Below are 14254 nucleotides of genomic sequence, written 5' to 3' on the forward strand. Positions count from 1 at the left end.
CCATGAACAGAATCGAACAAATTCGTGAAGCCTTACGTCAGGTCTATGATCCGGAGCTTGGTGTCAACATTGTTGATCTTGGACTGGTATACGATATTCGGGAGGACGAAGATCAGGTTTATATTCAAATGACCTTGACCACGCCGGGCTGTCCCATGCATGACACCATTGTAGGTGGTGTCCGCTTTGCATTGAATGACCAGTTAGGCATCACCGATCCGGAGGTCGATATCGTCTGGGAGCCTCGCTGGTCCCCTGCCAATATGTCCGAAGCCGCCAAGGAGGAACTTGGGCATTTCTAAGTCCGAAATATGATAATGATAAAAAAGTAAGTGCCAAAGAATGAATATCTTTGACACTTACTTTTGTCTATGCTAATCGCATTGAATTCAATCCATCTCCGATTTCAACCTACCTCATGGGCTTTTGCAGTACAAAATCACTTAGCAATCATAAAGTGATATTCTCCTGACCCCACCGTTACCTTTGTTCCTTGTGCAGTTGTCTCTACATCAGACACTCCACCCACGTGCTCCAAAGATTGTCCTTGCTCTAAAATACGGCTTGACAGATTTGTAGGAAGAATGATTTCTGCTGTTGTATTCGCCGGGATCATTACATCTATCTCGGTGGAACCGTCAGGTTGTTTTCTCCAGGCGGTTTGGATGGTGCCATACATGGATTGCAACTCAGCCTCTGCTGAGGTCAGATGTTCTCCAAGCTCGGGTTGAATCCGGATTTTCTTATAACCCGGCTCCATTAACTGAATACCGCCAGCAACCTGGTAGAGCCAATCTCCAATGGCGCCATAAGCGTAATGATTAAAGGAATTCATATTATCGCTCCAGAATGAGCCATCTGCCTTGATTCCATCCCAATGCTCCCAAATTGTGGTTGCTCCCTGGAGTACAGAGTACAGCCAGGACGGATATTCCTTCTGCAGCACCAGTTCATAAGCCAAGTCTGTATAACCATACCGGGAAAGCACATGACATAGATAAGGGGTTCCGACAAAGCCGGTTGTCAGATGTTTTCCGTTGCCTTCGATATGCTCAGCCAGCATTCTCGCTGTCCGGCTGCGGTCCTTCTCATCCAGCAGATCAAACATCAGGGCCAAGGCATAAGCTGTTTGCGTCGGGGAAGCAACCCGGCCACTTGGAGTCACAAATTCCTGGCGGAAAGCCTGAATGATATGCTCATGCAATACCTGATAGTGTTCCGCATCCTCCGTCTGCCCAAGCACTGCAGCCGTTTTGGCCAGCAGCTCCGTTGAATAAGCGTAATAAGCGGTAGCAATCAAATCCTTGGGCGTTGCGCCCTCTACACTATTCTCTTTGGCATCGAGACCCAGCCAATCGCCGAAATGAAACCCTGTATTCCACAGAAATTCATCTTCTCCCTGCGATCGAATATATTCAACCCAGGCTTTCATGCTGGGATATTGGGTTTGTAGAACACGGACATCCCCATAACATTGGTAAAGGGTCCAGGGACAAATCACGGCCGCATCTCCCCATGCAGACGAACCGTCACTGACATCTAGAACATCAGGAATAACATGTGGGATTCTTCCATCGCTTCCTTGATCAACTGCCAGATCTTTTAGCCATTTTTCAAAGAAAGGTACCACGTTCATGTTATACGCCGCGGTACGAATAAATACCTGTGCATCTCCCGTCCAACCCAATCGTTCATCACGTTGCGGGCAATCTGTCGGCACATCGAGGAAGTTCCCTTTTTGCCCCCAAAGAATGTTATGCTGCAACTGATTGATTAAATCATCCGAACAGCGGAAATGCCCGGTATGCTGCAAATCGGAATGAATGACGCAGCCTGCAAACTGCTCAAGCAGTTGATCTTGTGGCAAACCTTCCACCTTCACGTAACGAAACCCTTGGAAAGTAAAATGAGGCTCATAAATTTCTGGATCGCCACCACGGCAGATATAGGTCACGGTCTGCTTGGCTGAACGCAAGTTTCCCGTATAGAAATTCCCCTCTCGATCAAGCACCTCAGCATGCTGTAACGTTATCTTTGTTCCAGCTTTGGCGCGAATCGCAAATTTAATCCAACCTACCATATTCTGGCCCATGTCCAATACGATCTCACCTTTAGGCGTGTTCAGGACTGCGATCGGCTTGATTGTCTCTATAATTCTTGCCGGTTCATTCTCCTGGGCGACCAGTGTAGAGGTTGATGAACCAACAACGTTAACTCCGGACCACGCCTGATCTTCATAACCTGGAGAAGACCACCCATCTAATTCGAGCCGGGCATCATAGGTTTCTCCATGATACAAATCAGACATTAATACGGGCCCAGATGAAGTGCGCCAGCTTGCATCGGACACAAGGACTTGCTCGGACCCGTCCGAAAGCGTAATATGCATTTGGATCAGGAGCTTGCGGGATTTACCATACACATCTTTTTTGTCTGTGTCCCAAGTTAAATAACCTTTATACCAGCCATTCCCTACAATACATCCCAGCGTATTCTGGCCGGGGGAGATGAAGGATGTCACATCATAGGTCTGGTATTGCAGCCGTTGATGATAGCTGGTCCATCCCGGGTTAAACAAGGTATCATCCGCCACATCCCCATTTACGTGTAGCCGATAGACCCCCAGCGAAGTTGCATACACTCGCGCGGACACGACATCAGCGGGAACCGTAAAGTCAACACGGAAATAATCACAGGCGGATTCTCCGTCTTTGTTGAGACTTTGAGGGGCTTCAATCCAGTTGGCTTGCCATTCCTCCGTCGCCAGCAAAGCCGTCTCCCAGTATCCGGGTTCACTCCATCCTGAAGCATTCCCCGCGCGGTCCCACACGCGAACTCTGAAATAGTAACGAGTACGGGATTGCAGAGCAGGCCCTTGATACTCGACATGTATATTGACCTCCGAGTCCACCTTTTCAGAGTCCCACACATGTTCTACAGTGAAGTCTAGGCTATGAGAGACCTGAATTTGGTAGGCAACTTGGATGAAATTTCTGGTTGCCGATTTGATTTGCCAACTTAGACGGGGATGAAGATCATCAATTCCCAAAGGATTTACTCTGTAATTCACCTGCAGATTGGATACTTCAAAATTGGCCATGATATCGGATCCTCCTATACGGATGCTGTAGTAGTAAGCATGCATCATTACCTCTATTGTAAAAGGCAATATTCAAATCGTTGGGGGGCTTTACCGACAAATTCATAGGTCAATCTAGACATTCATAATGTGATAACATAAGATAAAATGACACAGATGTTCAAAAAAAGAGGGAATTCAAAGTGAATAAAATACGCACTACGTATGTTATGACGGGGGAAAGTTTCTTCGAACCTGATGTGCCCGTTTATGTAAACCGGGCTCAGGAAACATTTGAAATGGAGTATCATTCCCATGAATTTCTGGAAATTACTTATGTAAGCGAGGGTTCCGGGGTCCACTACATTGCCGATGCAGCGGTTCCTGTGGAGCATGGTACCTTGTTCTTCATACCGGTAGGATACAGTCATGTCTTTCGTCCAAAAACTCCGAAGAAAGATACTCCGCTGATTGTTTACAACTGCTTATTTCCTGTGAGTTTTATACGTGAGCTTGCTAGCGCTTTCCCCCAAGCTTCAGAGATATTCAGCTTTTTTTCGGAGGGTAGCCCAGACTGGTTCTCTATGAAGGATGCAGTCGGGACCTATAATACCATGTTTAAAGAATTATATCGGGAGTTCTCGGCCAAGCCACCAGGGTTCTTGGCTGTACTATCTGCAATTATCGTCCAAATATTGACGGGAATGTATAGACATCAAATGCAGATTGACGCCCCCGCTGGAGATAAGCCGCAATGGATTGCCGTCGACGAGATCATCGCCTATATCCACTTTCATTATGCCAATCCTCTGACACTAAATGAACTGGCCGCGAAGGCCAATCTTAGTGAAAGACACTTCAGCCGTCTCTTTCAGGCGCAGACCGGGATGAGCTTCATGAACTACGTGCAAAGTATTCGCTTGGAGGCGGCCTGTCATTTGCTCACGACGGGTCGAAGTCATGTCAGTGAAATTGCCTCCGCAGTAGGTTATACGGATCTTAAATTTTTTCATAGCCTATTCAAAAGGAAAATCGGGATAACTCCTCAGCAATATCGAAAGTCAATGAGTATAGATCATATCCGCAAATAAAACAAGCCCCGCCTGCTTGCTTTATTTGACGATGAAGGTCCCCTTCATTTGCTTGTGATCCTTGCCGCAGGAGATGTTACATGAGAATTCGAACTCCCCCGCTTGATCTGCAACAAAGGTAATTGTCTTCCCACCTCGCACTTCCTGCTTGTAGCCAGCAATTTTCAAGGAATGCATCCCCTGGGTGTTCACCAGCTTAATACGTACGGTGTCTCCGCGCTTAACTCTAATCTCCTTCGTGTCATAACCGGAAGGCTCGGCATGTATAGTAAACTCCTTAGCCGATCCCTTCAGTGCAGACGGCTCTTCTCCAATATAACGCCCCGGTCCATCCGCACACGCCGCCAACAGAAGTATTCCGGCTAACAGACCTGTCATCACTAACCAACGATAGCCCATTCACGTTCCCTCCTTCACTTGCCCTATTACTACAAGTGTAGAATGAGAGAAGCACTGCAATTGTGATTTCTGTCACAACGAAATAAGTTTCCTTCTATGTATCATAGTCCTCTTCTGAGCGATATCAACTACGGCGGCGGTCCACCCACCCCTGCTCCAGGGCGTATCTTGTTAATTGAACCCGGTTCTCCAAATGCAGCTTCTGCAAAATGTTCTTGAGATGATTTTTGACCGTTTGATCGGAAATATGCAGCACTGCGCCGATCTCCCGATTGGTCATCCCCTGGGCCACCCAGCCCAGGATTTCTCGTTCACGCGCCGTTAACGGTGATGTCTCCCCGGCCTCTTTCTTCATTAGAGAGAATTCCTGCAAGATACGCAGGGCCAATTCGCTGGATAACGGCGCCTCGTCGCTGGCGATGGCCCGCAAGTATTCCAGCCAGGTACCGGGCTCCAAATTCTTCAACAGGTAACCCTGCGCCCCTTGCTTCAACGCTTCGAATAAATGAGCAGCATCATCCGATACGGTAATCAGCACAATTTTGACATAGGGATAACGCAGCTTGATTTCCCGCGTTGCTTCTAGTCCATCTTTACCCGGCATATGAATATCCATCAATATTAAATCCGGCATCCATAGCTCCGTTTGCGAGATGGCTTCGTCACCGTTCTCGGCATAGGCTATGATTTCAAAACTCGGATCTTCTGCCAGAATATCTCCGATGGCTTCTCGCGCATGAGGATGATCATCAACAACGAGTACCCGTACCTTCATACCTCCACCCCTCCCGTAATTTGTAGCGTAGTAGCTCCCGGACGGGAGGTCACCTGGAGTGTCCAGCCCATTCCGCTAGCTCGCTCCCGCATAATTTGCAAGCCGTAACGTCCTGGTTCGGCCGCTTCCTGCACAACAAAGCCGCTTCCGTAATCCGTTATGACGGTATTAAAGGATTCTGCATTACCCGTGGCCGCGATTGAGACCTCCGAGACGCCAGCATGTTTTCCTACATTAATAAAAGCTTCACGAATGCACGATAACAACTCCATCCTGGCTTTCGTCGACCACTCATCCTCATTGAGCTGCCAATCTATATGCAGAACCAATTGCTGCTCGGCTGCCATCTGGCGAATCCGTGCTGACATGGATGTGCTAGCCGCCCCCTCCTCCTTAACATCCGCAGGAACTCGCAAATCGGAGATCGCCTCACGAACATAACGATTGACCTTGTGAATGGCCTTCCGCAGTTCATGCCACTCCTCATCTCCACTGTCCGCACCTCGTTGCCGCTGTGCCCGGTCCACCTTCACCGATAACATAAACAACGACTGGGCTATGCCATCATGAAGCTCACGGGCAAGTTGCTCCCGCTGCTCCAGCTTGGCCTTCAATGCCCGCTCGCGTTGCAGTTCTTCCTGCATCTGTTCCAAATAAGAAAACCAACGATTCAGGAGCGTTATGCTAACCGCAAAGAGAATAACCGGTGTCAATACATTGCCCAAATCCATAGATATGAACGGCATTAAAAATTGATGGCGTACATATTCCCATAAACCAACAATTAACGTAGGAACAATCAAAATCATCCACTTCGTAAATTTGTAAGACAACTCTGCATCTACCTCCCCATCCACTTCAACCATTACCCGACTTAACTTTACCTAACCACGCACTAAGCTGGCAAGTCCAGAAGAAAAACAGCAAAAGTGAATCCAATTGCCCCTTTGAACCGTAATAGAAAAAGCAGAGCGGAATTGCCGTTCCGCCCTGCTAAAGTTATCCGTGTATTACCATGAGATTGTTGATAAAGGTCATATTGCTATTACTCAACAGTGTGCCATTGTCCTACAGCAATTTCTTGATATCATCCTTGATCGCTTCGGATTGTGGTCCGAAAACGACCTGGACTGCGCCTTTGCCTAATCTCATGACGCCTGCTGCACCAAGCTGCTTCAATCCGGCATCATTGACAACCTTGTCGTCTTTGACGATCAGGCGAAGGCGGGTAATGCACGCATCCACAGATTCCACATTCTCCGCTCCGCCGATGTTCGCCAAGATTTTGGCGGATCTGCTATCGGCTGACGAAGCTGATCCTGTAGCAGAAGTAGCAGTTAATGTATCTGCTTCAGTCACTTCACCAATATCCCCTGCCACTTCGCGCCCTGGTGTCTTCAAGTTAAACTTGACGATCATGAAGCGGAAGATCACATAATAGACAGCGGCCGTAACCAACCCTACTGGGATCAATAACAAAGGTTTTGTCGAGATTTGATAGTTAATCGCATAGTCAATGAAACCTGCCGAGAATCCAAAGCCCAGCTTCATGCCTAGCGCATAAGTAACATACGCGGCAACCCCGGACAACAAGGCATGTACCCCATACAACACAGGAGCCACAAACATGAACGCAAATTCAAGCGGTTCAGTAATCCCGGTCAAGAAAGAGGCCAGCGCAGCACCCAGGAAGATGGAGCTAACCAGTTTACGTCTCTCTGGTCTAGCTGTATGAATGATAGCAAAAGCAGCAGCCGGCAGACCAAACATCATGATCGGGAAGAACCCTGTCATAAACATCCCTGCCGTTGGATCACCAGCAAAGAAGCGGTGCAAGTCGCCATGAATGACATCTCCGGCAGCATTGGTGAAATCACCAATTTGGAACCATACGATGGAATTAAGAATGTGATGCAGGCCGAACGGAATCAACAAGCGGTTGGCCACGATATGAATAGCCGAGCCGAACCCGCCGAGACTGGTGACCCAGTTGCCGAACGTATCGAGCACATTCTGAACCGGCCCCCAGATCAAGCCGAGAATCAAGCCCACTACAACCATGGTTAAAGCTGTGATCATGGGTACAAAACGTTTGCCTCCGAAGAAGCCTAGCCAATCCGGTAGCTTGATGTTGTGGTATCGCTTGTAAAGGTAGGCCGAGATACAACCGACGATAATCCCGCCCAGAACCCCCATGTTGAGCTTCGTATCAGCGGATTGCATGAGCTCCGGGAATATTCCCGGTACCCGGTCCAATACGTTCAACAGGATCAACTGGCCGATGACTGCTGACAAAGCAGCTACAGCATCTCCAGCCAAACCGATGGCTACACCAACGGCAAAAATGAGTGGAAGATTATCAAATATCGTTCCCCCGCCTGCCGCCAGGAATGGAGCGATATAAGTGTTCAGGAATCCCCCAACCGACTGCCCCAAGTGAAACTCGTTGATGTAGTCGATGCTTCCGAACCTGAGCAGAATAGCTGCAGCAGGCAGTGTTGCAACCGGTAGCATTAACGACTTACCGATCTTCTGCAGAAAAGCTAGCATCTTTGAATCATCCTTTCCTAACTCTGGTTTTATTGTAAAACCGCCTTCAAAACAACATTTCCGCCTGCCGTCACAGGACCGGTGACTATTTCTACACTGCTTGCTGCTTCTTCAGCGTTTGTTACTATGATTGGTGAGATCACCGGATAACCGGCTGCCCGGATTTTAGCGATGTCAAATTCAATCAACAATTGACCTGCCTTAACTTGATCGCCTGCCGCAACATGGGTGACAAAACCCTCTCCTTTAAGCGAAACTGTGTTGATACCCAAATGAAACAGAAATTGCAAACCCGTGGTGCTCTCGATCATTAGCGCATGGCTACTTTTAATGACATGTACAACCTTTCCGTCAAACGGGGCAACCAATCTTCCCTCGCTAGGTTCAATGGCTAACCCTGGGCCCATATGCCCTCCGGCAAATGCTTCGTCAGGAACCTGGGTCAAGGCTACGGCCTCCCCGGTAAGTGGTGATGCAATTTCTACAGCTTGCTTCTCCGTATTTTTCTTTTTCCATTTTGAAAACAAGATGATGTCCTCCCCAAACGAATTCTATTTATCTCTTTCTATACAACGCTTCATCCCGAACTGTTTCTGCCTTTTGATGAAATATTACCCAGCTTATGAGGCCATAAAAAAGAGCCAAGAAAAGAACCCCAAAGTTGCTGGTGTACTCTTCTCGGCTCATGCCCATTCGTTTATGGTAACACGCCAAAAGTCATTTCGTTTTCGGTTATGTGATTATAATAGTTCAACCATTGTCCAGCGTCAACCATAAAATTGAAAGCGTTCACTTCATATTTTTACTAGTCCTTGATACCCGAATTTCAAGGAGAAATCCTTCTAAAAAGCGGGATAATATTTTCTATAGCCACCGCCTTTATTGCGCTTGGAATAAGGCTGGTACTACATTGGGTTCCCACCCAGGTAACGAGGTGTGTGATTGGATCACCTTATAAATAATGCCGTTGTGGGAAACGAGTTGGTTAACAGTATAAGCCGTATAAGGCGCCCAAGCCTCTACTCCCGTATCCCCGGAATCTGTCACAGCCGTTACCGCATTGCTGGCTGGTGAGCTATTCCCCGCAGCATCCTTCGCCACCACCGTAAAAGTATACGATGTCGCTGGTGCCAGGCCGCTAATCGTCGCCGTCAGGTTGCTTACGGACGCAGCCAGTTGACTTCCATTGTAAACCTCATAAACAGTAACACCCACATTATCTGTGGAAGCTCCCCAGCTTAAGGATACAGTTGTTGAAGTTTTGCCAGTAACGCTCACATTGCCCGGTGCGGTAGGTGGAACCGTATCTCCCGGAATCGTTCCCGCTTCCGTTGTTGCGCTTACCGCTCCGCTGGCGGGAGATGTGTTGCCCGCAGCATCTCGGGCCACAACAGTAAAGCTGTAGGTCGTCGATGGGGTCAGACCGCTAATCGTGGCCGTCGTGCCGTTCACGGCTGCAGCCTGTGCCCCGTCACGGTAGACTACATAACCCGCTACGCCAACATTATCACTGGAAGCCTGCCACGTTAACGTAACCGAGTTGCTTGTCTTGCCGGTAACCGTTACTCCCGTTGGAGCAGTCGGTGGAGTCGTATCTCCCGGCGGCGTAACTGTACCGCCAAGATCATTGCGCAGCTTAGTTAGCAGTGTCTTGTTACGGTCACTACTAAGCTCCCAGAACATCGCTCCCGCCAAGCCACGATTCTTGATGTAATCGGTCTTGTAGCCGATAGATTGGGTATCATCGTAAGTGATAAACCGGCCGGTGGACGGATTGTGCAAATAAGGTACCTTGGCCGTGTCGTTCCAGTAACGGGTGTAACCGTTCTTGTTGATATAATTGGATTCCAAGTCACTGAAGTCGAACACGCCCGGTTCCCATGTTCCTGCAGAGGAAGCTCCACTTGCACTTTGGTATTGTCCGTTGCCACTAGTCACTCCATCCCAGCCCCGTCCATAGAACGGTACACCGAGCACCAGCTTGCTTGCTGGAACCCCTGCGCTCAAATGGCCTTGAACTGCCACATCCCCATTGAAGGTTGAGGCGCTTGGCACACCAGCAGCTTCAGCAGCCGGATCAAAGTACAACGGAGCATTATGGCCGGTAACCTGCTGCCATCCTCCGTTAAAATCATAAGTCATAATATTAATCCAATCGACAATCGAAGCGATATTACCAAGCTCTGAATTGTTCACGAAAGCCGGTGACGCACCGGAAGCAATCGTCAGCAAATAGTGCTTGCCGTCAGCCGCGCCTGCCGCATCGAGCTTGTTACGAATTTCTTGCAGCAGTTTCGTATAATTTTGCTTATCTTCCGCCCGGTAGCTGTTGCCTGGAAGACCACCCGAAACCGGGTATTCCCAGTCCAGGTCAACCCCGTCAAAATTGAATTTGCGCAGGAAGTCTACGGCTGAATTTGCAAAGGTCTCGCGAGTGACTTGGCTTGCTGCCACATCACTGAAGCGATTGGACCAGGTCCAGCCCCCTACCGAAATGATCGTCTTCAGATGATGATTGGCCTGTTTCAGCTTATTCAACTGATGAATGTTGCCCGCATAAGGCTGATCCCAAACATCTCCCGGAAATTGCTTGCCGGTATCAATCCACGGATCTCCCAGTACAATTGTGCCATTAGGCACATTGATCGCTAGTCCCTTCTCGTCCTGAGTAGGCCATGTGATTGGATTAGGCCCTGTAGGGTCAGGATTACCATGCCGTCCATCCCAAGCGATATCGGCAAAGGCATAGTTGATGTGCGTAACCTTGGAAGCATCGATATCATAAACGTTAAAATTACGTGCGTAGGCTCCCCATGAAGGATAATAGGCCACAATCTTATAATCGTCCGCGGCCTTCGCGGGTTCAGGCTGGAATAGACCTCCCGGAAGAAGCAGTGACAAGGCCAAACAGGTCATTGTGAACAGCTTCCACTTTCTGGCGAAACGTGCATGCCTTTTTGAATGCATAACTTAGATCCCTCTCTCTCGTAATTAATGTGATGAAATAGAATGGAATAAAGTAAGCAAACCGCCCTCCTCTACCATATTGTAAGAGTTTACAAATCTATTAAATCACAAATAAAATGGCGATTAAAGGATAAATTTCTATTATTTTCTCGAATTTTCAGAGAAAAACGGACAAAATGAGACAAAGAATAGACAGAAACGGGCGCAAAAAAACAGCGCCCCAAAAGGAACGCTGCGACTGTAAGCCAAGCCGTCTGACCTATACTGTTAAATCCGTGTGACTCTATCGTCATTTTCCCTCGCCTATCGTTTGCCCTCCGGCGGACGTACCCTGCGCGTTGCGGTGGCCTCAAGCGGGTTATCAGGCCAATAATGCTTGGGATAGCGGCCTTTCAGGTCCTTTTTGACCTCAAAATAGGTATTAGCCCAGAAGCTGCGTAAATCGGCTGTCACCTGAACAGGGCGACTTGCCGGAGATAGCAGATGCAGCGTGATGGGCACTTGACCGAATCCCACACGGGGCGTCTCCATCAGACCAAATACCTCCTGAAGCCGTACAGCGGCATACGGAGCCTGTGATCCTTCATAATGCACCTGAATTTTCGAGCCACTCGGCACTAGCAGATGGCTGGGAGCTTCATCATTCAGCGCTTGCTGCTGTGACCAAGTAAGCCGATGCTCCAGAATATTGTACAGGGACAAGGCCTGCAAGTCAGAACGCTTACGAACTCCGGATAAATAGGGAGCCAACCATTCTTCGGCCGTTGCTGCCAAGGTCTCATCGGACACATCTGGCCATTTGCTGTCTAGCCGATGCAGGAACAGTAGCCGTGCTTGCAACTTGCGGGCCTTATCCGTCCACGGAAGGAATCCAACCCCCTTCGTGACAACGGCAGCTAGCCACGCTTGAAGCAATTGCTCTGCGCCTGGTTCAGGATCGGGCTGTTCTCTTAGCACAATCGCGCCTAGCGTACGACGAATCCGGGCGCGAACCATGCCTGAGGCCTCGTCCCAAATAGCACTCCGTTCCTCGCGAATGTCCCCTGAGCAGTAATGGTACAGATCCTCTTCGTTCAAGGGAGCAGCTAGCCAAATGCGGCCCTCTACTCCTTCATCGTCGATATCAGCGATAGCCAGGAAGGATGCCGTGCCTAGCAAATCCTTTGTTGTTAAGTGGGCACCGCGCCCACCCTGTAGCAGATAGCGGCCATCCGGACGGCGTGCGGCGATGCGGTCCGGGTAAGCAAAGGCCACCAGCAGGCCGCACCAGCGGTCTGCGTCCAAGGCCGCCGCTGCGGGTGCACTAGCGCTGGCCACCGTGGCGGCTGTGCCGGGAGCCAGCGCGGCGGTATCCGCGGGCTCAAGCTCCGCGAGCCGCTGCGCCCACTGGCGCGCCAGGTCCGCGATGCGCTGCAAGGCGTCGCGGTCCGCCGGCGCATAGGCGCCGCTTGCTGCGGGGCGAGGCCCGCTAGCCGCCAGCCCAGTGGCGGCCAGCACCAGCGCCAGCTTGCTGCGCAGGTCCGCGCCTTCGCCGGCTGGCCCGCGCAGCAGGCCACGCTCCTCCAGCAGCGCGGCCAGAGCGCACGCTTCCGCGCCAAGCCCGAGCTCGCGGGCGCGCAGCAGCATATGCGCCAGGCGCGGGTGCAGCCCGAGCGCGGCCATACGGCGGCCGTGTGCCGTGACACGGCCGTTCTCGTCCAGCGCCGCCAGCTCGCGCAGGAGCTGCACGGCGCGGGCATACGGCGCCGACGGCGGAGCGTCCAGCCACGCCAGTTCCTCTGGCGTGGCTGCTCCCCACGCGGCCAGCTCCAGCGCCAGTGGCGCCAGGTCCGCCTCCAGCATCTCCGGCGGCGTGCGCGCCTCAAGCTGGCGATCCGCCTCCTCACTCCAGAGGCGGTAGCATACGCCTGGTGCCGTACGCCCGGCCCGCCCACGCCGCTGATCGACGGAGTCCCGTGCGGCTCTCACGGTGACCAACCGACTCATGCCGGTGCGAGGCGAGAAGAGCGACGTGCGGCGCAGCCCACTGTCGATCACCACCGTCACACCGTTCACTGTCAAGCTGGACTCGGCGATGGAGGTAGCCAGCACAATCTTGCGCTGGCCTGCGGGTGGCGCCTCGATGGCCCGCCGCTGCTCTGCTGGCGGCAGCGCCCCATATAGCGGTGTCAGCAGAACGCCATCCGGCAGTCCTCTTGCCCGTAAAGCATCACCAACCCGGCGAATTTCCCGCGCCCCCGGCAGAAAGACAAGCAAGCTGCCCTCATGCTCCGCCAGTGCCCGGCGAACCGTCCGCTCCACCGTCTGCTCTAACGGTTCCTTGGCCGGTCCCCCCGCATGGATCGTCTCGACGGGGTACATCCGGCCCGAGCTTTGCACGATCGGCGCTTCATCCAGCAGCCGGGCAATCGGCGCCGGGTCTAGGGTGGCTGACATCACCAGTAGCCGTAAATCCTCGCGCAGCAATTGACGGCTTTGCCATGCCAGAGCCAGACCCAGATCGGCATGCAGACTACGCTCATGGAACTCGTCAAAAATAACGAGCCCCGTGCCCAGCAAAGCCGGATCTTGCTGCAACAAGCGGGTCAAGATCCCCTCGGTCACAACGGTGATCCGAGTTCGCTCCGATACACGACTGTCTCCGCGCATCCGGTAGCCCACAGTCACTCCTACAGGCTCACCAAGCTGTGCCGCCATATATATAGCAGCCGAACGCGCGGCAAGTCGCCGGGGCTCCAGCAGCAACATCTGCTGTCCGTCCATCCACGGCTCGCTTAGCAAAGCGAGGGGAGTGCATGTCGTCTTCCCCGCTCCCGGCTCCGCAAGCAGCACCGCCACTCCGGCTCCACGCAAGGCTACCTTTACATCAGGAATAACTTCATCGATTGGCATCGGTACAATAGTCATGTTTCTCTCCTTACATATTCTAATCTTCGGCGAATCGCTCCTTCATATTGCCGAAATGCCGCATTATGCTGTAATCCCCGCTGATCCGCCAACATATTCAAGCGTAATTGCTGCTCCGAGCGTTTGCGCTGGAGGGCCCACCGTTCCGGCCCATCTCCGCAAGCGGCAATCAAATCGTCAAGGCGTACCAAGTCTTGGCTTAATTGAATTTCTTCGGGAACATATCCCGCATTTTTCATGACCTTATACGCCATCCGCAGTTCTTCAGGCACCCCCGACAAATCTTCTATTTTCAGCGGCTTGCCTTCTCCGGGCAAGTTGTCGAACTCTCCCTGCCGCATCGCTTCTGTAATCTTCTGTTCGGCCAGCCAGGACAACATCCCCATCGCCTCCATCAATCATATATATCTATCATAGCACGGCCCCTTCTCTGACCAAAACAAACACCCCCCGCATCAGCGGAGGGTACGAATTGAACCGGATTTA

The 14254-nt window shown here is 51.2% G+C and carries 11 protein-coding genes; 2 read left to right on the top strand and 9 right to left on the bottom strand.

Features of this window, described 5'->3' with window-relative positions:
- Positions 1–2: 2 nt before the first annotated feature.
- On the top strand, positions 3–302 hold the full coding sequence (locus tag AC1VOR_RS01190) for a metal-sulfur cluster assembly factor (protein ID WP_482615272.1): 300 nt from the start codon (positions 3–5) through the stop codon (positions 300–302).
- 137 nt (positions 303–439) lie between these two features.
- Here the strand turns inward: AC1VOR_RS01190 and AC1VOR_RS01195 are convergent, their stop codons facing one another.
- Entirely contained in the window at positions 440–3100 is a 2661-nt protein-coding gene (locus tag AC1VOR_RS01195; RefSeq protein ID WP_482615274.1) for a family 78 glycoside hydrolase catalytic domain, read from the bottom strand.
- Positions 3101–3282: 182 nt separating this feature from the next.
- Here AC1VOR_RS01195 and AC1VOR_RS01200 point away from each other — a divergent pair, with 182 nt between their 5' ends.
- Positions 3283–4170: a helix-turn-helix domain-containing protein gene (locus tag AC1VOR_RS01200; RefSeq protein WP_482615276.1), complete on the top strand. Its 888-nt coding sequence runs from the start codon at positions 3283–3285 to the stop codon at positions 4168–4170.
- Between the two features lie 21 nt (positions 4171–4191).
- Here AC1VOR_RS01200 and AC1VOR_RS01205 read toward each other — a convergent pair whose 3' ends face one another.
- The 8 genes from AC1VOR_RS01205 to AC1VOR_RS01240 form a co-directional block, all read right to left on the bottom strand.
- Complete coding sequence (locus AC1VOR_RS01205) at positions 4192–4569, bottom strand: cupredoxin domain-containing protein (RefSeq protein ID WP_482615277.1); 378 nt, start codon at positions 4567–4569, stop codon at positions 4192–4194.
- Positions 4570–4693: 124 nt separating this feature from the next.
- Positions 4694–5344 carry a response regulator gene (locus AC1VOR_RS01210; protein WP_482615280.1) on the bottom strand — a complete coding sequence of 217 codons (651 nt, stop codon included), beginning with the start codon at positions 5342–5344 and terminating at the stop codon, positions 4694–4696.
- Complete coding sequence (locus tag AC1VOR_RS01215) at positions 5341–6177, bottom strand: sensor histidine kinase (RefSeq protein ID WP_482615282.1); 837 nt, start codon at positions 6175–6177, stop codon at positions 5341–5343. The genes AC1VOR_RS01210 and AC1VOR_RS01215 overlap by 4 nt, the downstream gene beginning before the upstream one ends.
- Before the next feature lie 235 nt (positions 6178–6412).
- Positions 6413–7894, bottom strand: coding sequence for an N-acetylglucosamine-specific PTS transporter subunit IIBC (nagE, locus tag AC1VOR_RS01220; RefSeq protein ID WP_482615284.1), 1482 nt, complete (start codon positions 7892–7894; stop codon positions 6413–6415).
- Between the two features lie 29 nt (positions 7895–7923).
- Positions 7924–8421 carry a PTS sugar transporter subunit IIA gene (locus tag AC1VOR_RS01225; RefSeq protein WP_482615285.1) on the bottom strand — a complete coding sequence of 166 codons (498 nt, stop codon included), beginning with the start codon at positions 8419–8421 and terminating at the stop codon, positions 7924–7926.
- Positions 8422–8773: 352 nt separating this feature from the next.
- Positions 8774–10861 carry a glycosyl hydrolase family 18 protein gene (locus tag AC1VOR_RS01230; protein ID WP_482615287.1) on the bottom strand — a complete coding sequence of 696 codons (2088 nt, stop codon included), beginning with the start codon at positions 10859–10861 and terminating at the stop codon, positions 8774–8776.
- Between the two features lie 303 nt (positions 10862–11164).
- Complete coding sequence (gene hrpB, locus AC1VOR_RS01235; protein WP_482615289.1) at positions 11165–13768, bottom strand: ATP-dependent helicase HrpB; 2604 nt, start codon at positions 13766–13768, stop codon at positions 11165–11167.
- A complete protein-coding gene (locus tag AC1VOR_RS01240; protein WP_482615290.1) occupies positions 13765–14154 on the bottom strand; it encodes a DnaJ family domain-containing protein in 390 nt (129 codons plus the stop codon). Before AC1VOR_RS01240 ends, hrpB begins: the two co-directional genes overlap by 4 nt.
- Positions 14155–14254 lie beyond the last annotated feature (100 nt).

This window comes from Paenibacillus sp. 1SOY10 (assembly GCF_056836745.1).